At 59.2% G+C, this 26,493-nt stretch carries 18 protein-coding genes; 7 read left to right on the forward strand and 11 right to left on the reverse strand.

The window, feature by feature from the left end:
• Window positions 1–2: 2 nt before the first annotated feature.
• The 8 genes from J2Y83_RS03720 to J2Y83_RS03755 form a co-directional block, all read right to left on the reverse strand.
• A complete protein-coding gene (locus tag J2Y83_RS03720) occupies window positions 3–1,013 on the reverse strand; it encodes an ABC transporter permease subunit (protein WP_247395514.1) in 1,011 nt (336 codons plus the stop codon).
• Between the two features lie 76 nt (window positions 1,014–1,089).
• On the reverse strand, window positions 1,090–2,688 hold the full coding sequence (locus J2Y83_RS03725) for an ABC transporter substrate-binding protein (RefSeq protein ID WP_253393382.1): 1,599 nt from the start codon (window positions 2,686–2,688) through the stop codon (window positions 1,090–1,092).
• An 80-nt stretch (window positions 2,689–2,768) separates the two neighbouring features.
• Complete coding sequence (locus tag J2Y83_RS03730; RefSeq protein WP_253393383.1) at window positions 2,769–4,163, reverse strand: OprD family outer membrane porin; 1,395 nt, start codon at window positions 4,161–4,163, stop codon at window positions 2,769–2,771.
• A gap of 168 nt (window positions 4,164–4,331) precedes the next feature.
• Entirely contained in the window at window positions 4,332–5,936 is a 1,605-nt protein-coding gene (locus J2Y83_RS03735) for an ABC transporter substrate-binding protein (protein ID WP_253393384.1), read from the reverse strand.
• A 303-nt stretch (window positions 5,937–6,239) separates the two neighbouring features.
• Complete coding sequence (locus J2Y83_RS03740) at window positions 6,240–7,868, reverse strand: ABC transporter substrate-binding protein (protein WP_253393385.1); 1,629 nt, start codon at window positions 7,866–7,868, stop codon at window positions 6,240–6,242.
• Between the two features lie 258 nt (window positions 7,869–8,126).
• Window positions 8,127–9,728: an ABC transporter substrate-binding protein gene (locus J2Y83_RS03745; protein ID WP_253393386.1), complete on the reverse strand. Its 1,602-nt coding sequence runs from the start codon at window positions 9,726–9,728 to the stop codon at window positions 8,127–8,129.
• 105 nt (window positions 9,729–9,833) lie between these two features.
• Window positions 9,834–13,733 (reverse strand): dermonecrotic toxin domain-containing protein, encoded by a 3,900-nt coding sequence (locus tag J2Y83_RS03750; RefSeq protein ID WP_253393387.1) that lies wholly within the window; start codon window positions 13,731–13,733, stop codon window positions 9,834–9,836.
• Window positions 13,734–13,925: 192 nt separating this feature from the next.
• Entirely contained in the window at window positions 13,926–14,630 is a 705-nt protein-coding gene (locus J2Y83_RS03755; RefSeq protein ID WP_253393388.1) for an SIMPL domain-containing protein, read from the reverse strand.
• 204 nt (window positions 14,631–14,834) lie between these two features.
• Between J2Y83_RS03755 and J2Y83_RS03760 the strand changes: the two genes are divergently transcribed.
• Both J2Y83_RS03760 and J2Y83_RS03765 read left to right on the forward strand, forming a co-directional pair.
• Window positions 14,835–16,097 carry an ATP-binding protein gene (locus J2Y83_RS03760; RefSeq protein WP_253393389.1) on the forward strand — a complete coding sequence of 421 codons (1,263 nt, stop codon included), beginning with the start codon at window positions 14,835–14,837 and terminating at the stop codon, window positions 16,095–16,097.
• On the forward strand, window positions 16,090–16,650 hold the full coding sequence (locus J2Y83_RS03765; protein ID WP_004372278.1) for a response regulator transcription factor: 561 nt from the start codon (window positions 16,090–16,092) through the stop codon (window positions 16,648–16,650). Before J2Y83_RS03760 ends, J2Y83_RS03765 begins: the two co-directional genes overlap by 8 nt.
• 80 nt (window positions 16,651–16,730) lie before the next feature.
• Here the strand turns inward: J2Y83_RS03765 and J2Y83_RS03770 are convergent, their stop codons facing one another.
• Complete coding sequence (locus tag J2Y83_RS03770) at window positions 16,731–19,418, reverse strand: dermonecrotic toxin domain-containing protein (protein ID WP_253393390.1); 2,688 nt, start codon at window positions 19,416–19,418, stop codon at window positions 16,731–16,733.
• Window positions 19,419–19,698: 280 nt separating this feature from the next.
• On the opposite strand from J2Y83_RS03770, the gene J2Y83_RS03775 reads away from it, so the two are divergent.
• Both J2Y83_RS03775 and J2Y83_RS29550 read left to right on the forward strand, forming a co-directional pair.
• Window positions 19,699–21,423 carry an ABC transporter ATP-binding protein/permease gene (locus tag J2Y83_RS03775; RefSeq protein ID WP_253393391.1) on the forward strand — a complete coding sequence of 575 codons (1,725 nt, stop codon included), beginning with the start codon at window positions 19,699–19,701 and terminating at the stop codon, window positions 21,421–21,423.
• 60 nt (window positions 21,424–21,483) lie between these two features.
• Window positions 21,484–21,615 (forward strand): hypothetical protein, encoded by a 132-nt coding sequence (locus J2Y83_RS29550; protein ID WP_276196507.1) that lies wholly within the window; start codon window positions 21,484–21,486, stop codon window positions 21,613–21,615.
• Window positions 21,616–21,621: 6 nt separating this feature from the next.
• Here the strand turns inward: J2Y83_RS29550 and J2Y83_RS03780 are convergent, their stop codons facing one another.
• Window positions 21,622–22,059: a YhcB family protein gene (locus J2Y83_RS03780; RefSeq protein ID WP_247395497.1), complete on the reverse strand. Its 438-nt coding sequence runs from the start codon at window positions 22,057–22,059 to the stop codon at window positions 21,622–21,624.
• A 147-nt stretch (window positions 22,060–22,206) separates the two neighbouring features.
• On the opposite strand from J2Y83_RS03780, the gene J2Y83_RS03785 reads away from it, so the two are divergent.
• From J2Y83_RS03785 to zapE, 3 genes are all read left to right on the forward strand, one after another.
• The gene (locus J2Y83_RS03785; protein ID WP_247395537.1) at window positions 22,207–22,836 is read left to right on the forward strand and encodes an alpha/beta hydrolase; all 630 of its coding nucleotides are present in this window, start codon (window positions 22,207–22,209) and stop codon (window positions 22,834–22,836) included.
• A 24-nt stretch (window positions 22,837–22,860) separates the two neighbouring features.
• Window positions 22,861–24,216 carry a tryptophan--tRNA ligase gene (locus J2Y83_RS03790; RefSeq protein WP_253393392.1) on the forward strand — a complete coding sequence of 452 codons (1,356 nt, stop codon included), beginning with the start codon at window positions 22,861–22,863 and terminating at the stop codon, window positions 24,214–24,216.
• A gap of 79 nt (window positions 24,217–24,295) precedes the next feature.
• Window positions 24,296–25,390 (forward strand): cell division protein ZapE, encoded by a 1,095-nt coding sequence (gene zapE / locus J2Y83_RS03795; protein WP_253393393.1) that lies wholly within the window; start codon window positions 24,296–24,298, stop codon window positions 25,388–25,390.
• A gap of 129 nt (window positions 25,391–25,519) precedes the next feature.
• Here the strand turns inward: zapE and J2Y83_RS03800 are convergent, their stop codons facing one another.
• Complete coding sequence (locus J2Y83_RS03800; RefSeq protein WP_253400340.1) at window positions 25,520–26,440, reverse strand: GlxA family transcriptional regulator; 921 nt, start codon at window positions 26,438–26,440, stop codon at window positions 25,520–25,522.
• Between the last annotated feature and the right edge of the window lie 53 nt (window positions 26,441–26,493).

Raw genomic sequence — 26,493 nt, forward strand, 5'->3', positions numbered from 1 at the left:
TCTCAGCGCTGGTGACGGATGCGTGGGTTGGCGAAGCCGTAGAGGATATCCACCACGAAGTTCACCACGATCACCAGGCAGGCGATCAGCAGAATGCCGTTTTGCACCACCGGGTAGTCCCGCGCGCCAATGGCTTCGATCAGCCATTTGCCGATGCCGGGCCACGAGAAGATGGTTTCGGTCAATACCGCACCGGCCAGCAAGGTGCCGACCTGCAGGCCGACCACGGTGAGGACCGGGATCAGCGCGTTACGCAGGCCGTGGACGAAGACGACGCGCGCCGGCGACAGGCCTTTGGCCTTGGCGGTGCGGATGTAGTCTTCGCGCAGTACTTCGAGCATCGACGAGCGGGTCATCCGCGCAATCACCGCCAGCGGGATGGTGCCGAGCACGATAGCCGGCAGGATCAGGTGGTGCAGGGCGTCCCAGAACGCGTCCGGCTCGTTGGCCAGCAGGGTGTCGATAAGCATGAAACCGGTGCGTGGCTCAATGTCGTAGAGCAGGTCGATACGCCCGGAAACCGGGGTCCAGCCCAGGCTCACCGAGAAGAACATGATCAGGATCAGGCCCCACCAGAAGATCGGCATCGAATAGCCCGCGAGGGAGATGCCCATCACCCCGTGGTCGAACAGCGATCCTCGCTTCAAGGCCGCGATCACCCCGGCCAACAGGCCCAGGATACCGGCGAACAACAGGGCGGCCATGGACAGTTCCAGGGTCGCCGGGAAGAGTGCGGTGAACTCGGTCCACACGCTGGTGCGCGTGCGCAGGGATTCGCCAAGATCGCCCTGGGCGAGCTTGCCGACATAGTCCAGGTATTGCGCATACAGCGGCTTGTTAAGGCCAAGGCGTTCCATTGCCTGTGCGTGCATCTCGGGGTCGACGCGGCGCTCACCCATCATGACTTCGACGGGGTCGCCGGGAATCATGCGAATCAACGCAAAAGTCAGCAACGTGATGCCGAAGAATGTGGGGATCAATAGCCCCAATCGGCGGGCAATAAAACTAAACATCTTGTGGTGTACCTCAATCAGCCGGTTAGGCAGGTTCGGCACCGTCAACGTCGACGGTGCCGAGCGTTTTTCTTATTTACTTCACCTGGGTCCTGGCGAAGTTATTGGTCCCTAGAGGGCTTTGGGTAAAGCCTTCTACGTTCTTGCGCATGGCGGTGAACAGTTTCGGGTAAGCCATGGGAAGCCATGGTTGATCCTTGCCGAAAACGTCCTGTGCCTGTTCATAGAGCGCAGCCCGTGCTGCCGGTTCCTCGATTGCGCGGGCCTTGTCGATCAAGGCTTGAAACTCCTCGTTACACCAACGGGCGTAGTTTTCGCCGTTCTTGGCCGCATCGCAACTCAGGTTGGGCGTGAGGAAATTATCCGGGTCGCCGTTATCACCTACCCAGCCTGCGGAAACCATGTCGTGCTCACCCGCTTTGGCGCGCTTGAGCATCTCGCCCCACTCCATGACCTTGATGTTGACCTTCAGGCCAACCTGGGCCAGATCCGCCTGCATACGCTGGGCGCCCATCATTGGGTTGGGGTTGGTCGGGCCACCGTTGGCGCGAGTGAACAGGGTGAATTCGGTGCCTTCCGGTACGCCGGCTTCCTTGAGCAGGGCGCGGGCCTTGTCCAGGTCACGTGGCGGGTTTTTCAGTTTGTCGCTGAAGCCCAGCAGCGTTGGTGGATACGGGCCGGTGCCGACGACGGCGTTGCCTTCGCCAAACAGTGCTTTGGTATAGCCGGCCTTGTCGAATGCGATATTGATCGCGTGACGTACCCGCGGGTCGCTCATGTACTTGTGGGTGGTGTTCAGGGCGGTGTAGCTGGTGGTCATCGCCGCCAGTTCATCGATCTTCAGGTTCGGGTCTTTCTTGATGCTCGGGATGTCATCCGGCTTTGGATACAGCGCGATCTGACACTCATTGGCCTTGAGCTTCTGCAGGCGCACGTTGTTGTCGGTGGTGATCGCCAGGATCAGCGGGTCGGCCGGTGGCTTGCCGCGAAAGTAGTCCGGGTTGGCCTTGAAGCGCACCTGGGCGTCCTTAGCGTAGCGGGTGAAGATGAACGGGCCAGTGCCGATCGGCTTGGCGTTGAGGTCATCGGTCTTGCCGGACTTGAGCAACTGGTCGGCGTATTCGGCGGAGTGAATCGAGGAAAACGCCATGGCCAGGTCGGCCAGGAACGGTGCTTCACGGCGCGTCAGGGTAAAGACCACGGTGTGATCGTCGGTCTTCTCGACGCTTTTGAGCAGTTCCTTGAAGCCCATGCTTTCGAAGTACGGGTAGCCCACGTTGGACTTGGTGTGCCACGGGTGTTTCGGGTCCAACTGGCGCTGGAAGCTCCAAAGCACGTCGTCGGCGTTCAGGTTGCGCGTGGGTTTGAAGTAGTCGGTGGTGTGGAACTTGATGTCGTCACGCAGGTGGAAGGTGTAGGTCAGGCCGTCGGCGCTGATGTCCGGGAGGTCTTTGGCCAGCGCCGGGACCACTTCGGTGGTGCGGGGCTTGAAGTCGACCAGGCGGTTGAACACGGTTTCGGCGGCGGCGTCGGCGGTGACGGCCGTGGTGTACAGGGCCGGATCGAAACCTTCCGGGCTGGCTTCGGTGCAGACCACCAGCGGTTTGGCCGAAATGCCGACCGCCACGCTCAACAGCGCAGCGGCAATGGCAGCTTGTAACGGGAGCATGTTCATTCGGAGCCCTCTGCAATCGATGGGACCAGACAAGCGTAGACGGCGGGCTCGTCCTGAGCCCGCCGAGTACCTGGCGCTGATTAAAGAATGTTGAATGGGATGGTGGTGACCAAACGGAACTCTTTGATGCTGCCGTCGGACTGGAACTCGCTGCCGCGGTGCTCAACGTAGGTCGCACGAATGGCGGTGGCTTTGAGTGGGCCGCTCTGGATCGCGTAAGAGGCGCCTACACCGTATTCCTGGTGTTTTTCGCCGTCTTGCTTCTGGATGCCGTCGTAGGCGAACTTGGCCCGACCACCGTTGCCGGTGTAGTGGGTGCCGTCGATGTCCCAGCCGCGCGCCGAGTAAGCGTTGAACTTCAGGCCTGGCACGCCGTATTCGGCCATGTTGATGGCGTAGGCGATCTGGAAGGACTTCTCGTTCGGGCCGTTGAAGTCCGAGGTCAGGGAGTTGGCCAGGTAGATGCCGTTGGTTTCATGCAGGTAGTCGAAGTACTCGTTACCGTTCACTTGCTGATACGCGAAGGTCAGGCTGTGCGCCTGGTGGGTCAGGCCGAGCGACAGCGAGTAGGTGTCGTTGTCGATTTCGCCCATCAACTTTTTGCCTTCGTCGACGGTCTTGTAGTAGTTCAGGCCGGTGGTCAGGCCCAGTACCGAGCTGTCGCCCAGTTCATGGGTCGCGCCGAAGTAGTACTGGTTCCAGAAGTCTTTGACGTTGGCGGCGAAGATGCTGGTTTTCAGGCTTTTCAGCGGCTGGTAGTTCAGGCCCAGGGTCGACACCTTGTCGGTTTCAGCGCCGTTGCCGTATTCGCTGCGAAATTTCGACAGGCTCTGCTCGGTACGTGGCGAAACGCGGTCGAACACGCCGCCCTGGAACGACAGGTTGCTGAACTCTTCGCTGTTGAAACTCACGCCTTCGAAGCTCGAAGGCAGCGCACGGTTGCCGATGGTATCGACGATGCCGCTGCTGAAGTTCTGGCGACCGGCGGTCAGGGTCGTGTTGGAGACGCGGAACTGCACGTTGGCCAGGCCCAGCTTGCTCCACTGGTCGACTGCATCGCCGTTGGAGTCGGCCAGGGTACGGTTGGAGCCGCCCTTGATGTCACGTTTGCTGCGGTCCAGGACCAGCGCGTTGTAGACCGCCAATTCGGTCTTGACGCCCACGGTGCCCTGGGTGAAACCTGAGCTGGCGTTGAGGATGGTGCCCTGGACCCAGTTGGTGCGATTGCGGTCGGTGCGGGTTTCGCCATGCTTCTGGTATTCGAAGGTGCCCCCACGGTATTTGCTTTCATGGGAGTACCAGTTACGCGTGGTACCGCCCAGGCTGAAGTCCTCGATAAAACCCTTGGCTTCGCTTTGAGCGCTGGTGCCGGCCAGTGTGGTGGGAACGAAGTCCTGGCTCTGGGTTTGCGCGTAAGCGGTCGCCGTGATGCTGCTGATGGCCAGGGCCAGAAGCGCTTTGCTGCTCAGTTTCATGGATGAAGCTCCTTTGGTTCTCTTTTTTTATGCCGGTCTTTTAGGTGAACCGACTATTGGTGTGTAACTCGTAAGGCATTTGCAAACGTTTGCTGTAGGAAATTTCCCAATAAAAGGCTGCACGTTTGCCGAAGAGTGTTATCCACTCTCCGCAATCCGGTTATTTTCTTATGGGGTGATACTGACGCCCGAGAACACGTTGCGGCCGAAGGGGCTCACTTTGAAACCTTCGACTTTGGCGCTTAACGGCTGGTTGACCGTCGAGTGGGCGACGGGCGTGATCGGCACCTGCGCTTTGAGCAGTTGCTGTGCCTGTTTGTACAGAACAGTCCGTTGTTCGCGGTCGGTGACGACCTTGGCTTGCTTGATCAGCTTGTCGTATGCCGGGTCACACCACATGGAGTAGTTGTTCCCGCCGATGGCGTCGCAGCTGTAGAGGGTGCCCAACCAGTTGTCCGGGTCGCCGTTGTCGCCAGTCCAGCCGATCAGGCTGATGTCGTGCTCACCGTTCTTGGTGCGCTTGATGTACTCGCCCCACTCGTAGCTGACGATCTTGACCTTGAGACCGATCTTGGCCCAGTCGTTCTGCAGCATCTCGGCCATCAGCTTGGCATTGGGGTTGTACGGCCGTTGCACCGGCATCGCCCACAGGGTGATCTCGGTGCCTTCCTTCACGCCGGCGGCCTTGAGCAGTTCCTTGGCTTTTTCCGGGTTGTACGCGGCGTCTTTGATGCTGTCGTCATAAGACCACTGGGTCGGTGGCATGGCGTTGACCGCCAGTTGCCCCGCGCCCTGGTACACGGCGTTCAGGATGCTCTGCTTGTTCACCGCCATGTCCAGCGCCTGGCGCACTTCGAGCTGGTCGAATGGTTTATGGCGCACGTTGTAGGCGATATAGCCGAGGTTGAAGCCTGGCTTGGTCAACAGTTGCAGGTTCGGGTCGGCCTTGAGGGCGTCGACATCCGCCGGGCGCGGATGCAGGGTGATCTGGCATTCGCCGGCCTTGAGCTTTTGCACCCGTACCGACGCGTCGGTGTTGATGGCGAAGATCAGTTGGTCGAGCTTGACCCGGCTCGGGTCCCAGTACTGTGGGTTGCCTGCGTAGCGGATCTGCGAGTCTTTCTGGTAGCGCTGGAAGACGAACGGGCCGGTGCCGATCGGCTTCTGGTTGATGTCGCTGGGCTTGCCTTGCTTGAGCAACTGCTCGGCGTATTCGGCCGACAGAATCGAGGCAAAGCTCATGGCGATATTCTGCACGAACGCCGCGTCAACCGTGTTCAGGGTCATCACCACGGTGTACGGGCCGGTTTTCTCGACCTTGGCGATGTTCTTGTTCAGGCTCATCCCGTTGAAGTACGGAAACTCGGTGGGGTAGGCCCTGCGAAACGGATACTCGGGGTCAAGCATGCGGTTGAAGGTGAACAGCACGTCGTCGGCGTTGAAGTCCCGCGTGGGCTTGAACTCTTTATTGCTGTGGAATTTCACCCCTTCACGCAGGTGGAAGGTGTAGGTCAGGCCATCTGGCGAAATATCCCACTTGGTTGCCAGCCCCGGTACGACGTTGGTCTCGCCCTTTTCAAACTCAACCAGGCGGTTGTACAGCGGCTCGGCGGCATCGTTGTCGGTGGCGGTGGTGTACTGCGCGGTGTCAAAGCCTGCCGGGCTGCCTTCAGAGCAAAACACCAGGCTCTTTTTTTCGGCGGCGTGGCCCAGCGTGGCCACAGCCAGCAGGCTGGTGCCAAAAATTGCGGATAGAACGGTGGTATGGCGCATGACGATCCCGATCCTTGTTTGTAGTTGTCATCAGCGAGCAATCACCCCGGCATACGGCCAGGGGGACATCACTGATCCCACACACAGCAAGTGTCCATCAGATTGGAGCCTCTGCTGTCCTACGACGTTAGGGGTCGAGGACTTCGCAGTAAATGCGCAAAATCTGACTAACCTTGTAGGCAACGGAGCCGCGAATCGAAGTTCATTGCCGTAGGACGGCAGCGAGCGCGAATGTGGTCTGTTTCCTACTGGCTTGGCGGATGCAATAACGGCGACGTTTTGAAGCGTCGCCGCTATCGGTCCTTACTTGCCGCTTACGCCCACGCCGTAGAAGGAGTTCAGACCAAACGGGCTGATCTTGAAGTCCTGTACGGTGTTGCGCATGGGTTGATACACCGTCGAGTGCGCGATAGGTGTCATCGGGACTGCATCTTTGAGGAGATGTTGCGCCTGCTTATACAGCTCGGTGCGTTTGGCGACATCCGATGTGGCCTTGGCTTCTTTCACGATGCCGTCGAATTTCTTGTCGCACCACTTGGAGAAGTTGTTACCCGACAGCGAGTCGCAGCCGAACAGCACGTTCAGCCAGTTGTCCGGGTCCCCATTGTCGCCGCTCCAGCCAATGATCATGGCCTGGTTCTCGCCGCCTTTGGAACGCTTGATGTACTCGCCCCATTCGTAACTGACGATGTTGACCTTCAGGCCGATCTGTTTCCAGTCGTTCTGCAGCATCTCGGCCATCAGCTTGGCGTTCGGGTTGTACGGACGTTGTACCGGCATGGCCCACAGGGTGATCTCGGTGCCGTCCTTGATCCCGGCTTCTTTGAGCAGTTCCTTGGCTTTGGCCACGTCGTGCGGGGCATCTTTGATGGTGGTGTCGTAGGACCACTGGGTCGGCGGCATGGCGTTGACCGCCAATTGGCCAGCGCCCTGGTACACCGAGTCGATGATCTGCTGCTTGTTCACCGCCATGTCCAGCGCCTGGCGCACGCGCAGGTCGGACAGTGGGTTAGGCGCGGTCTGGCCCTTGAGCACCGGCATGACGTTGTAGGCGATGTAGCCCAGGTTGAAACCAGCCTGGTGCGGCAGTTTCAAATCCTTGTCGTCGCCCAGTGCCTTGAGGTCGGCCGGACGGGGGAACAGGGTGATCTGGCATTCGTTTTTCTTGAGCTTCTGGATACGTACCGACGGGTCGGTGGTGATGGCGAAGATCAGGTTGTCGATCTTCACGTCTTCAGGTTTCCAGTAGTCCTTGTTGCCGGTGTAGCGAATGTTCGAGTCTTTCTGGTAGCTCTTGAACACGAACGGACCGGTGCCGACAGGCTTCTGGTTGATGTCCTGTGGCGTACCGTTTTTCAGCAGTTGGGCGGCGTATTCGGCCGACTGGATCGACGCGAAGCTCATCGCCAGGTTCTGGATGAAGGCGGCGTCCACGGTGCCAAGGGTGAACTTGACCGTGTGGGCATCGACTTTCTCGATGTTCTTGATGTTGGTGTCCATCCCCATGTCCGTGAAGTACGGGAACTCGGTGGGGTAGGCCTTACGGAATGGATCGTCTTTGTTGATCATCCGGTTGAAGGTGAACAGTACGTCGTCAGCCGAGAATTCACGAGTGGGCTTGAAGTACGGGGTGGTGTGGAACTTGACGCCTTCGCGCAGGTGGAAGGTGTACGTCAGGCCATCCGGGGACACGTCCCAGCGGGTGGCCAGGCCAGGAACAACGGCGGTGCCGCCACGTTCGAACTGGCTCAGGCGGTTGAACATGGTTTCGGCCGAAGCATCGAAGTCTGTTCCGGTGGTGTACTGGCCTGGATCAAAACCGGCCGGGCTCCCTTCGGAGCAGAACACCAGGTTAGTCGCCGCTTGGGCGAAAGGCGCCGCGGCCATAAGGCCAGCGCTAACAAGTAACGGAATGACTGCGTGTTTAAGCATGTTGGCCTCATGATTTGTTGTCATTTTTGGTAGTGAGGGCGACCTCGTGAGTCGACCTGCGGATACTTATGCAGGGGCCATACCCATTGCAAGATGCTGAACGGTTGCAAGGGTGAAAGAGTGGTACGAACGTACAAGAATGTCGCAAATATGAAACTTCCGACACAAATGCGCACATTTTGAGGGTTTTTTAGGGGCGGAAGGGGCACCAAAAAGGCCCAACTGAGACGTCTGGCGCACTCAGTTGGGGCGCTGCTGTTACTTATCTAGACTCACGCCGTAGAACGGGGTCAGGCCAAAGGGGCTGATCTTGAAGTCCTGCACTTCCTTTCGAAGCGGCTGGAACACCGTCGAGTTCGCAATAGGCGTTATAGGTACCTGTTCTTTAAGTATTTTCTGCGCCTGCTGATACCACTCGATACGCTGCTCGCGGTCGCTGCTGACCTTGGCCTGCTGCACCAGTTTGTCGTAGGCGGGGTTACACCATTTGGCGTAGTTGCTGCCCTTCACTGCGGCACAACTGTAGAGCACGCCGAGCCAGTTATCCGGGTCGCCGTTATCGCCGGTCCAGCCGTAAATCATCGCATCGTGCTCGCCATTCTTGGCGCGCTTGATGTACTCGCCCCACTCATAGCTGACGATGTTGGCGTTGATGCCGATCTTTGCCCAATCCTGCTGGATCATTTGTGCCGACATTCGCGCATTCGGATTGGAGGCGCGCTGTACGGTCATCGCCCACAAATTGATGGTAGTACCGGGTGCAACCCCTGCTTCTTTTAGTAGCGCCCGCGCCTTGGTCGGGTCAAAGGGGGCATCCTTGATCGTCGGGTCATAAGACCACTGCGCGGGAGGCAATGCGTTCTGCGCCAATTGTCCGGCGCTCTGGTACACGGCCTTGATGATCGCGGGTTTATCGATGGCCATGTCCAAGGCCTGGCGCACCTTGAGTTGATCCAGCGGCGGATGCGTCACGTTGTAGGCCAGAAAGCCGAGGTTGAACCCCGCTTGTTGCAGCACACGCAGGTTGGGGTCTTGTTTCATCACTTCGATATCGGCGGGGCGCGGGTAACCGCTGACCTGGCATTCGCCGGCCTTGAGTTTCTGTAGGCGTGACGCGGCGTCCGGGGTGATCGCGAATACCAGGTTGTCGAGCTTCACATCCTCGGGTTTCCAATACTGTTTATTGGCGACATAGCGAATCTGCGAGTCCTTTTGGTAGCGCTTGAATACAAACGGCCCGGTGCCTACCGGTTTCTGGTTGATCTCTTCGGCCCGGCCTTCCTTTAATAGTTGGGCTGCGTATTCGGCGGATTGCACCGAGGCGAAGCTCATTGCCAGGTTCTGTACGAACGAGGCATCGACGTTGTTCAGGCTGAAACGCACGGTGTGCTCGTCCAGTTTGTCGACGCTTTTGATCGTGGTGTTCAAACCCATGTCGGTGAAGTAGGGCGACTCGGACGGATAGGCCTTGCGAAACGGGCTTTGGGCATCCAGCAGGCGGTTGAAGGTGAACAGCACGTCATCCGCGTTGAAGTCGCGGGTGGGCGTGAAGAAGTCGGTGGTGTGGAACTTGACGCCGTCACGCAGGTGGAAGGTGTACGCCAGGCCGTCCTTGGAGACCTCCCAACTGGTCGCCAGGCCGGGCTCGACTTCGGTGCCGCCGCGCTTGAACTGGGTCAAACGGTTGAACACGGTTTCGGCAGAGGCATCAAAATCGGTGCCGCTGGTGTACTGGCTGGGGTCGAAACCGGCGGGGCTGGCTTCGGAGCAGTAGACCAGGGTGCTGGCGGCCTGGGCCATTGGCATAAAGGCCAGCAGGCCGGCGGCGAGGAGCAGTGGTTTGACGGTGATTCTGTCCATGGAAGACCCCTGAGATGGCTGGCATATAACACTGCCCAAATGAAAAAACGGCGGTCACCGAGGTTACCGCCGTTCAGGGGGGAGCAGATAGTGGACGGGCGCTTATCAGTTCAGCGTCGGTGTGATTTCTATACGTGTAGGCGCCGAGGGTTCTATGACATAACCGTCGCTGCCAATTTCATTGCTGGCTCGTATCGTTATTGTCCTTGAGGCTTTTGCATGGATGTCAGTAATAGGTTCGAGTTCACCATCCTGTTCGTCTAGTTTGGTAACGATGAAATCGGATTTTGCGGTGACGGTGGTGACACCTTCTGCCGGGGCATAGTGGATGTAGTAATGTGGATCACGTCCGCTACCAAAGACGGTGCCTTTGAATCGAGAACTCTGAAATTCATCCGGGGCAGCGCCTAGCAGCCATTGATTGGCAACTTCAGACACTCGTGCTCTTAGTGCGGGATCAGGAATGACTCTTTCAAGGGCCTCGACATTTTTTTGTATGACTTCATTGAGTTCGTCGGTTGAGAATTTCTTGCCTGCTTCCTGCTGCTGCTTGGCGATGTCAATTTCCAGTGCGATGCCATCCGGTGTTTGTATTGTGAACTTGCTGCGATTGATATCTTTAATGAACTGCTCACTGTAATCGCTTGTGCCTAACGTCGAAGCGCTGGCTTTTGGGGGCCGTGTGGCCTTGGCTGGGTTCTCCTCGGTTGTCCAGGAAATTTGCGGTAGGGTGTTACCTTCATCGTTCACGACAATGCCGTAGGTATAACCGTGTTCATTAAGATTGAAGTATCTGTCCAGTATGTCGGCCCCCTTCATTTTCGAGCCATCCAGTTCCAGGAACTGGTCTGAAATCACTGGCGAGAACTTGGTTTCGGAACTTGGCGTCGGCGAAACCGAGCGTTGCCATGGCCACTTCACGCCGCCATCTGCCGGCGCCCTTACCCATTCGCCGTCACGACCAGGATGGACGCGCATTACCGCCCTGCCGGTCGCGGGGCTGATAATCGACGTTGCGCTATCCCCCATCCGGTAGCGGCTTTCGATCTCGAATACCTTGCTGCTACCGGTTTCATCGGTATGGCGGACAAAATTCCAGCGCTTGCCCTCGCTGTCGGTCACTCGATAAACACCCAGCGCATCGGGCGTGGTATTGGCGATGAATTGCTCGCCATTAGGCACGGCATGCTCACTCATTTTCACGAGGCCGGATGAAGGCGTCTGGAAGCGGTTGGCCGTAAAAGGCGCTGCATTCAGGGTGGGTGGGATGCCGGATCCACCCGCCTGCGGCACCTGGATTGGGTTTTCATCAATAGGCGGGACCGGTGCCTCTGGCGTCGGGAGTTTTTCTGGCGCAAGTTCAAACGGATCTTTCACCGCCCCGCTGGCGCCCGCTGAAAACAGCGTGTTAAGTGTGCCGTCGAAGGTTTTCCAGGCGCCATCTTTGCGTTCTGCCTGGGTATCGCCCGACCCGGCTTTTTCTGCGCCCAGCGCGACTTCCGTAATGCCGGTACCGACCGCAGCAGCGGCGAGCGGCCAGCCAAGGGGCGCCAGTTTGGCAAAGAGTTGCGCACCCACCGAAATGTCATGAAGCCAGGTATCCCGGTTGACCTCTTTGTTGGATTTGATTGCCGTATCGGCGTCGCTGGTCATGCGCGCTTTCGCCTCGTCCTTGAGGTGCGTAAAGACGTCGTTCTCGATTTTAATATCGCCGCGGTCGATGGTTTTGCCTTCCCAGTTCTCCCAGTCGCCGCTGGCGAGATGGGCCAGTGAAGAGTCCACGCCGTACTTGCCGAAAGCACCGCCGTCCTGACGGTTATAGGCGGAAAAGTGTGAGGCCAGAGCTGCACGTTTTTGCGGGTCCATGGCTTGATCGACCACCCAGTCGTCCATTTTCTTCAGCGAGTCGAAGCGTAAAAACGCTGGGGTGGCGCCCGCAAGCCAGAGTATTTGCCTGCCGTCTCGCCGGTTGTTCTCGTAGTTGTATTGGCCGTCATCCAGATCGGCAAATCGAATGATGTTGCTGGGATAACCGTTTATATCGAAAGCATGTGCTCGAAGTTTGCCTTTTGCCGGTGCCTCAGCGCGTAGTTGCTCAACGGTGATGGGGGTGTTTTCATCAACGGCAACATTAGAGACCGCCCCCATCACCAATTTATAGTCATCACGGCTGAATTTATGTTCGTCGGCCAACAGCGCCTGTTCGGTCGGGGACTTGGCCTCAAAGGCCTTCAACTGCTGGCGGGCCTGATTGACGAATTCGCCTTTTGCCACCGCACGAAAATCGCTTTCGTGAGTGTTCCAGAACTCGTCGATTTTTTTCGTGGCGATATCCTGGAAGTTGGCACTCCATACGCCGCGCATGAAGACGGAAGGGGAGAAGGGGAATTCGTTGTGCGCGCCGTAGCCGTTTTTCTTGCTCTGCCCTGGACCTTCGGTATAGATGCCGCCGTTGCTATCCAGCTCGCCGGGGTCCCAATCCTGTTCGGAGAAGTTACTCAGTACCGCCTCCGTCAGGGTTTTCGAGTTGTGAGGCTCCTCACCGGGGTGCTCCCAACCTGACCGTGCGCGCGCTTCCGTCACGCCGCCATGAAAGCGATGCAGGTACAGTTTGTCGGCGTCCAACGGTTCCAGTTTGGCCAGTTGGTCCTTGGGCAAATGCTCCCGGAGGATGTTCTCCGCCAGTTGTTTGGCCTGCGCGCGCAGGTTTGGCATCGCTTGCGCCACGCCTGTGGCGAGCTTGGTGTAGGCCAGTTTTTGAGGCGCCTGGGTATAAAACTGCTCGGCAGCGGCGCGCTGTGTTTCAAGCGCGCCTATGGATTGCTTTTCGTTTGGCGGGGCGTCGAAGGTTTTCTGGCGATTCAACTGGAGCACGCGCTGCTGGCTCTGGCCGACGTTGGCGGTATTGGGTTCGCCATAAAACGTCGCGATCGTCTTCATTGACGCGCCGATAGACCCTGCGCCGAAGCTCAGTCTCAGGGATTGTTTGGGGGCCGGCGCAATGACGCTGGCGGCGTCGAGCAAAGGCCCGGCGACTTGTCTCCAGCCCGAGGTGTCGGTGAGCGAAAACTGCTTTTCAACCCCGTCGACCTTGGCCGACATGGCGCCGGTGGATGGAATGATTTTCACCGTGGCAGGATCGATTTTCTGTTCGTGTAACCAGTTCTGCACCACCGGGCCTTCGAACACGTTGCGATAGTGCCCCAGCCATTGCCCTAGAACCGTCTGGGGCGGCACCGCAATCGGCCCCACCGGGAGGCCATCGATCTTTTTCTGCCATTCGCGGGTGAAACCTTCCACCAGTGCGGCGTCACCCGGTGCGGCAGGGTTGGCAGTGGCCTCATGGCGTTTGTAAATGTCGGCAACTGTGCGTTGCTGCTCTGATAGCGCCTGGTCCCCGCGTATGGAGGGGGAGCGGTAAGTGTCGGTTGGCGCGGGCGCGGCAAAGGCGTGGGTTCGTTCAAGCGTGTCTGTCGTGGCCTTTGTCAGGTCTGGCAAACCATAGAAATGCGCGACTTTGCCCAGCTCGAACGTATCGCGCAGGGCATCGTTATAGTGAACGGGGGCCGCGCCGCCACTGGCGATGACCGTGCTCGCCGACAATATGGGGCCTGCAACCGTTGACCAGCCGGAGTTATCGGTCAGGCTGAACGTGCGGCGCTGGCCGTGAATGGCGGCCGAAATTGCACCACTGTCGGGAAGAATGACGATGCTTGCGGGCGCAATGCCTTTGCTCTTTATCCAGCTTTGAAAGTCGGGGTTGTTTAGCGCGATGGCCAATTGGGTTCGCCACTGTCCCAGTGTGGAGTTTGGCGGGATTTGAATCGGGGCGGCGTATTCGCCTCTTGTGCTGTTGAGCGCACTGAGGAAGTTTTGCACCAATTGGCTATCGCCAGGGGCGCGCGGGGTAGAGGGCGTAGCGGAGTCGGATGAAGTACCCGAGGCGGCTGACGGGCTGGGGGTGAAGGTTTGGGTCGACGCTGGGTTTACGACGGAAAGTGTCATCGTTGGAGTTCTCGATAGTGATTTGGATACACGCCCGCAGATCACTCCTTGTTTGTCTGAGGGTATTGATGTGTGCCGAAATTCGAGAAAACGATTCCACCCTAGATGTCTACGAGGGTTACTGCTGATTGCCATCGATAAAAAAACGGCGCGAGCCTGAGGCCGCGCCGTTTTTTTGGGTTCGTGGGAGGGTTATTGAAGCACTTCGATGACCCCGTCCGCCGACATACTGACCTGGCTGGTGCCCGCTTCCACTTCCGGCGTCGAATCCATCTCTGCGGCTTTCATCATCATGGCGCCGCGCGCATAAGGCTGTGGATAACCATTGGTGTTGAAGTTCAGGTTGACGATCTTGTAACCCTTGCCGCCCAACGCATCGGTGGCCAGTTGCGCACGCGCCTTGAACGCGCTGACGGCGTCCTTGAGCAGCGCATCCTCGCTGGCCTTGCGGGTCGGGTTGGCGATGGCGAAGTCCATGCTGTTCATCTTCAGGTTGGTCAGCATTTCGCCAGTGAGCTTGGACAAAGCGGCAAAGTCCGAGCTTTCCATGCGCAGTTCGGCACGTTCGCGCCAGCCGGTGATTTTCTGGTTCTTGTTGTCGTAGATCGGGTAGCTGTTGCGGCTACCCTGGCGCAGGGTCACGCTTTTGACTTCGCGAGCCTGGGCCAGGGCCTTGTTCATGGTGGTGGTGATTTCCGCGGCGAGCTTGCCCGGGTCGGTGTTTTGGGATTCGGTGTAGAGGGTGACGATCATCTGGTCGCGCGCCACTTCCTGGCTGACCTCGGCCCGCAGGGAAATCTGGTTGTAATGCAGCTCATCGGCGGCGACGGCCGGAAGGCTGGCCAGGACCCCGGCGCTGAGGGTGAGAACGGCAGCATTGCGAATGAAACGGGACATGGAAGCTCCTTGGGATGTTCGTGTCGATATGACTGTAGACGGTGGTGTCGGGTTCTTCGGGTTTACACATTCGCTACACATTGTCGTGGCGCCGACGAACGGTAATTTACCGCGCCTGCGTCAAAGAGCCACACACGCCGTGTCAGCGTGTCTGCTTCGTTTATACTCCTGCCGATCCGCCTGCAGCGCTCACCGGGAGAGCTCATGCTCGCCGTCGTAAAACTGACTTCCGCCACCCGCCAGAACCTCTGGCGCCTGACGTTCATTCGCACCCTGGTGCTGGCCGCGCAGGCCGGTTCGGTCGGGCTTGCCTATTGGTTCGACCTGCTGCCGCTGCCATGGCTGCAACTGAGCGTGACCCTGGGCTTTTCCACCGTGCTGTGTGTGTTTACCGCCATCCGGTTGCGCACTACCTGGCCGGTGACCGAGCTGGAGTACGCCCTGCAGTTGGCCTGCGACCTGTTTATCCACAGTGTGTTGCTGTATTTCTCCGGCGGTTCCACCAATCCGTTTGTTTCGTATTACCTGGTGCCCCTGACCATCGCGGCCGTGACCTTGCCGTGGCGCTACTCGGTGGTGCTTTCCGGCATCGCCCTGACCCTTTACACCTTGTTGTTGGCGCAGTTCTACCCGTTGCAGACGTTCCCCATCGCCCGGGAAAACCTGCAGATCTACGGGATGTGGCTGAGCTTCGCGCTGTCCGCGGCGGTCATCACCTTTTTTGCCGCCCGTATGGCCGAAGAACTGCGCCGCCAGGAAGAGTTGCGTGCCATTCGCCGCGAAGAGGGCCTGCGCGACCAGCAACTGCTGGCCGTCGCCACCCAGGCCGCCGGTGCGGCCCATGAGTTGGGCACACCCCTGGCGACCATGAGCGTACTGCTCAACGAAATGACCCAGGACCATCACGACCCGGCACTGCAAGAAGACCTCGGCGTGCTGCGCGAACAGGTCAAGCAGTGCAAGCAAACCTTGCAGCAACTGGTGCGCGCCGCCGAAGCCAATCGCCGCCTGGCGGTGGAGATGCAGGACGTGACCCAGTGGCTCGATGAAGCCCTGAACCGCTGGCACCTGATGCGCCCCGAAGCCAGTTACCGTTTCCACCTGCTGGGGCAGGGCAACGTGCCGCGCATGGCGCCGCCGCCGGACCTGACCCAGGCCCTGCTCAACCTGCTGAACAATGCCGCCGACGCCTGCCCCGAAGGCCTCGAAGTGCAGTTGGACTGGAATACCGAAGACCTGACCATCAGCATTCGCGACCACGGCGCCGGCGTGCCGCTGGCCATCGCCGAGCAGATCGGCAAACCGTTCTTTACCACCAAGGGCAAAGGCTTCGGCCTCGGCCTGTTTTTGAGCAAGGCCAGCGTGACCCGCGCGGGCGGCTCAGTGAAGCTCTATAGTCATGAGGAAGGCGGCACGCTCACCGAGCTGCGCCTACCCCGTGTCGCACGAGGAGATATCGATGAGTGACGAGATCCAAGTCGAAGGCGAAGAACTGCCGCACCTGTTGCTGGTAGATGATGACGCTACCTTTACCCGCGTCATGGCGCGTGCCATGAGCCGTCGCGGTTTCCGCGTCAGCACGGCGGGCTCCGCAGAAGAAGGCCTGAGCATCGCCCAGGCCGACTTGCCGGACTACGCCGCGCTCGACTTGAAAATGGACGGCGACTCCGGCCTGGTGCTGCTGCCCAAGCTGCTCGAACTCGATCCGGAAATGCGCGTGGTAATCCTCACCGGTTATTCCAGCATCGCCACCGCCGTCGAAGCCATCAAGCGCGGCGCCTGCAACTACCTGTGCAAACCGGCGGACGCCGACGACGTGCTGGCCGCCTTGCTCTCCGAGCATGCCGACCTCGACACCCTGGTGCCGGAAAACCCGATGTCGGTGGACCGCCTGCAGTGGGAACACATCCAGCGCGTGCTGACCGAGCACGAAGGCAACATCTCCGCTACCGCCCGCGCCCTGGGCATGCACCGTCGCACCCTGCAACGCAAGTTGCAAAAACGCCCGGTACGGCGCTGAGCGCTGTCGGATCGATGTCCCTTAGGGGGCGGCCGGCTCAGCTGGCTGCGCCCGATCCTGTCGATGAGCGCAATGGCGGCTCAAAACGGCCGGGCGACAGTGCCGTCGAACAGGTTGTAGCGCAGCTTCGGTGTTTTTGTCGGAGCGTCAAGGTAGACATACAACACACCATCGCGTTCTTTCGCTGCGCGGACTTCCAACGATGTATTCGGCTCGACGGCGATATGGTCAGGCAGTGTATCGGTGGACAGGTTTTTCTTCGGAATCGACTCGTCGAACACATAAATAACCGGTTGCTTGTTTTGGGTCGGCAAGGTTTTTTGTGCCCAGGTTTCCCATTCCTTCGCGTTGAACGCTTGGGTGGAGGCCGACTGAACGCCGGGGTCTCTGAATACTTTACCCACACCGGCTTTTAGTGTGTCAGCGCCTCGCGAAGTGACGAACGCATAGCGGTAGCCCTTACCGCTGTAGTCGGCTTGTGCATCGAGGTCCGCCAGGAACCCTTGGGTGTTGGACGAGTATTTGCTCGGGTCCTTCGGGCTGCGCAGTTCGCTGTTTATTTCATCCGATCCGGCTTCGGTATATTCCTCGATGCTCGCATAGTTCTCGGCCTTGGACGCCCGGATCAAGCGTGTCATCTCATCGAGGGCGCGCTCGCGCTCTTCAGGGGACAATACGCGCTTATCTTTGTTTATATTGTCGATAGCGTCCTGGAGTTGTCTTTTGGCGGAAGGTCCGTTGCGTCCCCATGGGAGTGATATGCCTCCCGCTCCATTGTTCTGTACCCAATCGCCGTGCGCGGTGGAATGTACCGTAATCACTGGCTTTCTGGAGACAGGATCGATGATCTCAACGTAATCATCGCTCAACTTGAAGTTGGCTTTGATTTCATACGTTCTTTCGACAGCGGTACTGTCGGTGTACCGGATAAACCATCGGTCGATGTGGTTCGCGTCGGTGAGCTGATAAATATTTTTCGCGTTGCCTGGGGCGCGTCCGGTGAGTTGTTCGCTATCGGCAACGGCATAGGCGCTGATATTGCTCGACTCGCCAGGGCGCAAGCGATTGGCGGCTTCGGGCGTGTCCTGCGGCGTAGGGGTTTCGATTTCGCGGGCGGTTTCTGCCGGAATGGGCGCATCGAGGCTTTCCACGCCTTTGCTCAGCTTCGAGGCCGCGCCGGCGATCCCCGGTGCGGCATTGAGTACGCCAAACACGATTCGGTCGGTCCCGCTCGACTTACCGTGGGTCAGATCGTCAATGCCGATACCGGCCTCTGTCAGACCCGCTCCCACGTAAATGACATCCAGTGCCAAGCCAACCTCCGGCATTACAAACGCCAGGGGCGTCATCATCAGTGCTGCCGCCGTTGCGGTCTCGGTCAGTTTGAGCACTGCGGCTTTGGTGACGTCGCCGTCGGTGGTGATGTCGTGATCGGCGTCGGCATACGCGCGTTCTTTCTGACGTTGGGTGATGGTCTGGAATGGGTCGCCGGCGACCGCCTCCAGGGTGATGTAACGTTGCGGGTCCCACGCACTGAACGAGGTGAAACCCAGGGCGTTGGGCGTTTGTGAGGCTGTCCAGCCTCCCAGGCCTTTCAGGGAGTGCGCCACGCCATCGAAAAAAAACGTGTCGTCCTGATCGTTTTTCTTGAAATGCGTGACTAAGGCGGCTCGCTTGACCGGGTCTGCCGCCTGATCCGCCACCCATGTCTTCATGGCTTCAGGGCTGTCGAACCGATGGATCGGTGACGAGTTGCCGGGGATATGCAGCAGGGTGGTGTGTATTTTCTGACCGTTGGTATCACGTCGGGGTTGCTTGTCGATGACGTACATCAGGTCAGAGGAAGTGTTGCCGGTGACAGACAGCAGGCCAACTTCGAGGCTTGGGTCGTTGGCATAGGCGGCTTGCAGGTTTGCTACGTGCGTCTCCAGCCAGGGTTTGCCCGGCGGCAGCCCCGTTGCCCGCATGACCAACTGGGCATCTTCTTCGCTCAGGCTGCCCTCCTGGGTTTGTGTATAGGCCGCCTGGGCAAACGCTATCTTGCTCAGTTGTTTATAGCGGTGTTCGTTGGCTGCCCAAAAGTTATCCAGATACGTTTTGTACGGAGCAACCAGTGGTGTGTTCCAGACAAGGTCGCGGAACTGTTGCGGGGTGAGCGGGACGCTCGACGATAAATCCGGCGTGGCTGGCTTCGCGTGGGGTGTGCCGTGGACTACATATTCGAACGCCGGGGCGGGGTAGAGGGTTTGTCTGATTGCGCGATACAGCTGCAAGTGGTTGAGGTTATGCGTCAGTTGAAAGAGTTTTTTCAGTTCGGGAAGTGCCAGTTCGATATCGCTGTCTGCGTTGGGCGTGTCATCTTTTGTGTTGAGAGCACGCATGTTGCTCAGCGCGGCGTGGGTCAGGCTGATTTTGTTAAGGATCTTGCCGTATCGAGGCGTCGGTTTGGACGTGTCGTAGTTGGTGGTCACGATATAAGTCGTGTCGGGGTCGACCGTCAGGTTGAATTGTTTATGCAGCGCTTGTGCAATTATTTTTGAAGTTTCCTGGGCGGGCGTCAGCAGGGTCCGGGTATTGTTTTTTATATAGTGTTCGACGTCCTGGCTGTTGTGAGGGGCGGCCACCGTCGTATAAAACTCAGTGGGCCTGCCCGGTGAAGCGAGTGCCAAGTGTTGTGCCTCGACGGGTTGTTCTTGAGTGGTGGGGCCTTCAATGCGTGGCGAGGAGGGAGGGAGCCGAACGAATTGTACGGAAGTGAGTGCTGGCATGTTTTTTCATCGCTCTCGATAGCCGTCCTGGCTGTTTGATTAGTTGAGAGCACGTTGGTGGGTTTGTAATTTCCAGTTCCGAATGATGTATGTCGTGCATTGTCGGTCGGGTCAGGCACGTGCATGGCTGCGCGGTGGCAACGTTTTTGATCCCGCCGAAAAACTGGCGCGTGGATACTGAACGCTGACTGAACAAGCGACTCAGCCTCTATGGGGCCTTGAACCGATGCTCTATGATCGGTTCAAACGCGTGTCACCTATTTCCTATCGAGCCTGAACGATGAACCAGAACGCTGAGTATTCCGCGGTCAACGACGCGGTGCGTGGGCACTTTTTTCGCCGCACCTGGGCGATGATCACGCCCTATTGGCGCAGTGAAGAAAAGGGCAAGGCATGGTTGCTGTTGTTGGCGGTGATTGGTTTGTCGCTGTTCAGCGTCGCGATCTCCGTGTGGATCAACCACTGGTACAAGGATTTCTACAACGCCCTGGAACATAAAGACACAGCGGCCTTCTGGCAACTGATCGGCTATTTCGGCGGCATCGCTGCGGTGGCGATCCTCGGTGCGGTTTATCGCTTGTACCTGACCCAGATGCTGACCATCCGCTGGCGGGCCTGGTTGACCGAAAAATACTTTGCGCGCTGGCTCAGCGACAAAAACTACTACCAACTGGAGCAGGGCGGTTATACCGATAACCCGGACCAGCGGATCTCCGAAGACCTCAATAACTTCACCTCCAGCAGTTTGAGCCTCGGCCTGGGCCTGCTGCGTAATGTGGTCAGCCTGGTGTCGTTTTCGATCATCCTGTGGGGCGTGTCGGGCAGTATCGAAGTGTTTGGCTTCACCATCCCCGGCTATATGTTCTGGTGTGCATTGCTCTACGCCGCCGTGGGCAGTTGGCTGACGCACCTGATCGGGCGTCGCTTGATCGGGCTGAGCAATCAACAACAACGCTTCGAGGCGGATTTGCGCTTCTCGATGGTCCGGGTGCGCGAGAATGCCGAGAGCATCGCCTTGTACAACGGCGAGCCCAACGAAAATCGCCGTTTGAGCCAACGCTTCGGCCGGGTCTGGCATAACTTCTGGGACATCATGAAAGTGTCCAAGCGCCTGACCTTCTTCACCGCCGGCTACAGCCAGATCGCAATCATCTTCCCGTTCATCGTCGCCGCGCCGCGCTACTTCACCGGCAAGATCGAGCTGGGCGAGCTGATGCAAATCAACTCGGCGTTCGGCAACGTCCAGGAGAACTTCAGCTGGTTTATCAGCGCGTACACGGAGCTGGCCAGTTGGCGTGCGACCAGTGATCGTCTACTGAGTTTCCAGCAGGCCATGAGCGATAACGAGCAGCGCCCCGCAGCCATCGACGTGCGCCCGGAAGGCGAGCGCCTGGTGGTAGAGAAGCTCGGCATGGATCTGGCCGATGGCCGCCACTTGCTCGCCGGCGCCGACATGGTCGTCGAGCCGGGCCAGCGCCTGATGCTCAGCGGGCGTTCCGGCAGCGGTAAAAGTACGTTGCTGCGTGCCATGGGCCAACTGTGGCCGGCGGGCCACGGCAGCATTCGCCTGCCGGCGGCGCGCTACCTGTTCCTGCCGCAGAAGCCGTATCTGCCGATTGGCACGTTGAAGGCCGTGTTGAGTTATCCACAGGACGACGGTGTGTACCTGGACGAACGTTATGCACAGGTCCTGCAAACCTGCCGTTTGCCGCACCTGGTCGCTCGGCTGGAGGAAGCCAACCACTGGCAACGCATGCTCTCGCCGGGCGAGCAGCAGCGCCTGGCGTTTGCCCGCGCGCTGCTATTCGCGCCGCAGTGGCTGTACATGGACGAAGCGACCTCGGCCATGGACGAAGAGGATGAGGCGACGTTGTACCAGGCGTTGATCGACGAACTGCCGGGGCTGAGCATCGTCAGCGTCGGCCATCGCAGCAGTCTCAAGCGCTTCCATGGGCGGCATGTGCGGATCGAAAGCGGTCGCCTGCAAGAACAACCCGTCTCCTGAGGCCGGACTCGGTCAGTGTGGGAGGGCGCTTGCTCCCGATAGCAGTGTGTCAGTCAGCCTATGTATCAACTGATCCGCCGCTATCGGGAGCAAGCCCCCTCCCACAATGGCATCCCCGCTGGTCTGGAGATTGAGGCCCAACAAAAAGCCCGGCTGATCATCGATCAGCCGGGCTTTTTTTACAGCGCCTGAAAAGACTTACTTCTTCAAGCCGTAATGCTCATCCAGCATGCCTGGGGCGTTCGGCGTTTTTGGCGCGTAGTCCCGTGGCGGCTCCTGGTTTTCCCGTGGCGGGGTCAGGCGATCCCGTGGGGTTTGCGGTGCATCGGAGTGCAGCGCGGCCAGCAGGCGCTGACGGGTGATGTCGTCGAGCGCCAGGCGGTTGGCGCCATCGGCGAGGTGATCCTGTACTTCCTGGTAGCTCTGGGTGAGCTTCTTGACCAGGGTCGCGGTGCTGTTGAAGTGGGTAACAACCTCGTTCTGATAACTGTCAAAACGTTCCTGAATGTCATCCAACTGACGCTGCGTGCGGTTAGGCGCGGCATTCGGCAGCAAGCGAGCAACCAGGAATCCAATGGCGACACCGGCAACCAGGGCAAGAGTCGGCAACAACCAAACTAAGAGCGAGTGTTCCACGAGTCCTTCCTCTATAAACGGCTTTGCTTTACGTTAACGGCTCGGACCTGCGCTGTATACCGCGATTAAGCTCGCAATGATGCCATGCACAGACTTTTAGCTAGACGAGTCGACCCTTTGAGAGGTCACGGAGTTCATTCCTTGCTCATGCGTGAAACCCCTGTTTTGATCGATGGCCCGGTAGGCCAATTGGAAGCCCTGTACCTCGATAACCCCGAACCACGTGGGCTGGCGCTGATCTGCCATCCGAATCCGGTGCAGGGTGGGACGATGCTCAATAAAGTCGTTTCGACCCTGCAACGCACCGCGCGCGATGCCGGTTTGATCACGCTGCGTTTCAATTACCGTGGCGTCGGTGCCAGCGCTGGCACCCATGATATGGCCAGCGGTGAAGTGGACGATGCCGAAGCGGCCGCCACCTGGCTGCGCAAAAAACACCCCGACCTGCCCATCACCTTGCTCGGTTTTTCCTTTGGTGGCTATGTTGCCGCCAGCCTCGGCGGCCGTCTGGAAGCCAAGGGCGAAAAGCTCGCGCACCTGTTCATGGTCGCCGCTGCGGTGATGCGTCTGGGCGATACCGACGTGCTGCCCCAGAACTGCCCGCTGACCCTGATCCAGCCGGAAACCGACGAAGTCGTCGACCCGCAACGGGTCTATGACTGGTCCGCCGCCCTGAAACGCCCCCATGAGCTGCTGAAAGTGGCAGAATGCGGACACTTTTTTCATGGCAAGCTGACCGATCTGAAGGATCTGGTGCTGCCGCGCCTCTCGAATTGATAGCAGTCTGATAAGCGATTACCCATGACGACTCGTACCCGTATCCTCACCGGCATCACCACCACCGGCACGCCGCACCTGGGCAACTACGCCGGGGCGATCCGCCCGGCGATCCTGGCCAGTCAGGACGCCAATGCCGACTCCTTCTACTTCCTGGCCGACTACCACGCCCTGATCAAGTGCGATGACCCGCAGCGCATCCAGCGCTCGCGCATGGAAATCGCCGCGACCTGGCTGGCCGGTGGCCTGGATGTGAATCGGGTGACGTTCTATCGCCAGTCCGACATCCCCGAGATCCCCGAGCTGACCTGGCTGCTGACTTGCGTCGCCGCCAAGGGCCTGCTCAACCGCGCCCATGCCTACAAGGCGTCGGTGGACAAGAACGTGGAAAACGGCGAAGACCCGGATGCCGGCATCACCATGGGCCTGTACAGCTACCCGGTGCTGATGGCAGCGGACATTTTGATGTTCAACGCGCACAAGGTGCCGGTGGGTCGCGACCAGATCCAGCACGTGGAAATGGCCCGCGACATCGGCCAGCGCTTCAACCACCTGTTCGGCAACGGTAAAGAATTCTTCACCATGCCCGAGGCGTTGATCGAAGAAAGCGTCGCCACCTTGCCGGGCCTGGACGGTCGCAAGATGTCGAAGAGCTACGACAACACCATCCCGTTGTTCAGCAGCGCCAAGGACATGAAAGACGCGATCTCGCGGATCGTCACCGACTCCCGCGCGCCCGGTGAAGCCAAGGACCCGGACAATTCGCACCTGTTCACCCTGTACCAGGCGTTTGCCAGCAAGGCCCAGGAACAGGAATTCCGCGCCGAGTTGTTGCAAGGCCTGGGCTGGGGCGAGGCGAAGAACCGTCTGTTCCAACTGCTGGACGGTCAACTGGGTGAAGCCCGCGAGCGTTACCACCAATTGATGTCGCGCCCGGCGGACATGGAAGACCTGCTGCTGATCGGCGCCAAGAAAGCCCGCGCCGTGGCCGCGCCGTTCCTCGCCGAACTACGTGAGGCGGTGGGCCTGCGTTCGTTCGTCAACCAGGCTGCAGCGCCAGTCAGCACCAAGAAAAAGGCCGCCAAAGCTGCGCGCTTCGTGAGCTTTCGCGAAGACGACGGCAGCTTCCGCTTCCGCCTGTTGGCGGCCGATGGCGAGCAACTGCTGTTGTCGCGCAATTTTGCCGACGGCAAAGCGGCTGGCGCGGTGACCAAGCAATTGCAAAGCGGCGCCGCGCTGGACGTGCGCACTGATGCCCTGAGCTTCAGTGTATGGCTGGACGCCGCCGCAGTGGCCGACAGCGCTACGTTCGCCGATGCCGCGTCGCGTGATGCCGCCATTGAAGCCCTGCGCGTCGCGTTGACCCCCCTCGAGGATTAACCCGACCAAGGGTTGATTGCCATTATCCGGGGCCGTCGTTACAGTGACGGCCCGTTTTTGTTGCCTTGCTAACGAAATTATGACGCCCCTAGAACGATATCAAGCTGATCTGAAACGCCCTGAATTCTTCCACGATGCGGCCCAGGAAACGGCGGTGCGTCATTTGCAACGCCTGTACGAAGACCTGGTCGCGGCCTCGCAGAGCAAACCCGGGGTGTTCGGCAAGTTGTTTGGCAAGAAAGGCTACACGCCGGTCAAGGGCCTGTATTTCTGGGGCGGCGTCGGTCGCGGCAAGACCTACCTGGTGGACACCTTCTTCGAAGCGCTGCCGTTCAAGGAAAAGGTCCGCACGCACTTCCACCGCTTCATGAAGCGCGTCCACGAAGAGATGAAAACCCTGCCGGGCGAGAAAAACCCGCTGACCATCATCGCCAAGCGGTTCTCCGCAGAAGCGCGGGTGATCTGTTTCGATGAGTTCTTCGTCTCCGACATCACCGACGCCATGATCCTCGGCACCCTGATGGAAGAGCTGTTCAAGAACGGCGTGACCCTGGTTGCCACCTCGAACATCGTGCCCGATGGCCTGTACAAGGATGGCCTGCAACGCGCGCGCTTCCTGCCGGCCATTGCGCTGATCAAGCAGAACACCGAGATCGTCAACGTCGACAGTGGCGTCGATTACCGCCTGCGGCACCTGGAGCAAGCGGAGTTGTTCCACTTCCCGCTCAACGACGCGGCGCAAGAAAGCCTGCGCAAAAGTTTCCGCGCCCTCACGCCGGAATGTACCCAGGCGGTGGAAAACGACAAGTTGATCATCGAAAACCGCGAAATCATCGCCTTGCGCACCTGCGATGACGTGGCGTGGTTCGACTTCCGTGAACTGTGCGACGGCCCGCGCAGCCAGAACGACTACATCGAACTGGGCAAGATCTTCCACGCCGTGATCCTCAGTGGCGTGGAGCAGATGAGCGTCACCACCGACGACATCGCGCGCCGCTTTATCAACATGGTCGACGAGTTCTATGACCGCAACGTCAAGTTGATCATCTCGGCGGAAGTCGAGCTCAAGGACCTCTACACCGGCGGTCGCTTGAACTTCGAATTCCAGCGCACCCTGAGCCGCTTGCTGGAAATGCAATCCCACGAGTTCCTGTCGCGGGCGCACAAACCCTAAGCACGACGCAGTAAAAAGTGTGGGAGGGGGCTTGCCCCCGATAGCGGTGTATCAGTGCCAGATGTACTGACTGATACACGGCTATCGGGAGCAAGCTCCCTCCCACATTTGGTCCTAGTACAGCCCTGATTACGCGGCTTGCTGGAACTGCTGGCGGTACTGGTTCGGCGATAGCTCGGTGTGCTGCCTGAACAGCCGCGCAAAGAAGCTCGCATCGTCGTAACCCACCTCATAACTGATGGTCTTGATGCTCTTGCGGCTGCCCGAAAGCAGTCCTTTCGCCGTCTCGATCCGCAGCCGTTGCAGGTAATGCAGCGGTTTGTCGCCGGTGGCGGTCTGGAAGCGGCGCATGAAGTTGCGGATGCTCATGCCGTGTTCCCGGGCGACGTCCTCGAAGCGGAACTTGTCGGCGAAATGCTCTTCGAGCCAGTGTTGGATTTGCAGGATGATCACGTCCTGGTGCAGCTTCTGCCCACCGAAACCGATCCGTCCCGGCGAGTAGCTACGCTGCACTTCGTAAAGAATGTCGCGGGCCACGGCCTGGGCGATATTGGCGCCGCAGAAGCGTTCGATCAAATAAATGTAGAGGTCGCAGGCCGAGGTGGTACCGCCGGCGCAGTACAGGTTGTCGGCGTCGGTGAGGTGCTTGTCCTGGTTAAGTTGGACCTTGGGGAAGCGCTCGCTGAAAGCATTGAAGAAGCGCCAGTAGGTCGTCGCCTCCTTCCCATCGAGTAGCCCGGCTTCGGCCAGCCAGAACACCCCGTTGGCTACGCCGCAGACTACGGCGCCGCGGGCGTGCTGTTCACGCAGCCACGGCAGCACTTGCGGGTAACGCGTACACAGGGCGTCGAAGTCATCCCAGAAGGCCGGTAGCACGATGATGTCGGCGTCTTCCAGCCCGCCGTCCATCGGTATGATCACGTCACTGAAGCTGTGCGCCGATTGCCCGTCGGGGCTGACCAGGCGGGTTTCGAACGCGGGGGTCAGGCCCAGGCCTTGTTGTTTGCCGTAACGCAGGCTGGCGAGATGGAAGAAATCCTTGGCTTGCATGAGGGTGGACGCGAACACCCGATCAATGGCCAAAATGCTGACGCGCCGCAGGG

This window comes from Pseudomonas marginalis (genome assembly GCF_024169655.1).
GTDB lineage: Bacteria > Pseudomonadota > Gammaproteobacteria > Pseudomonadales > Pseudomonadaceae > Aquipseudomonas > Aquipseudomonas paraveronii.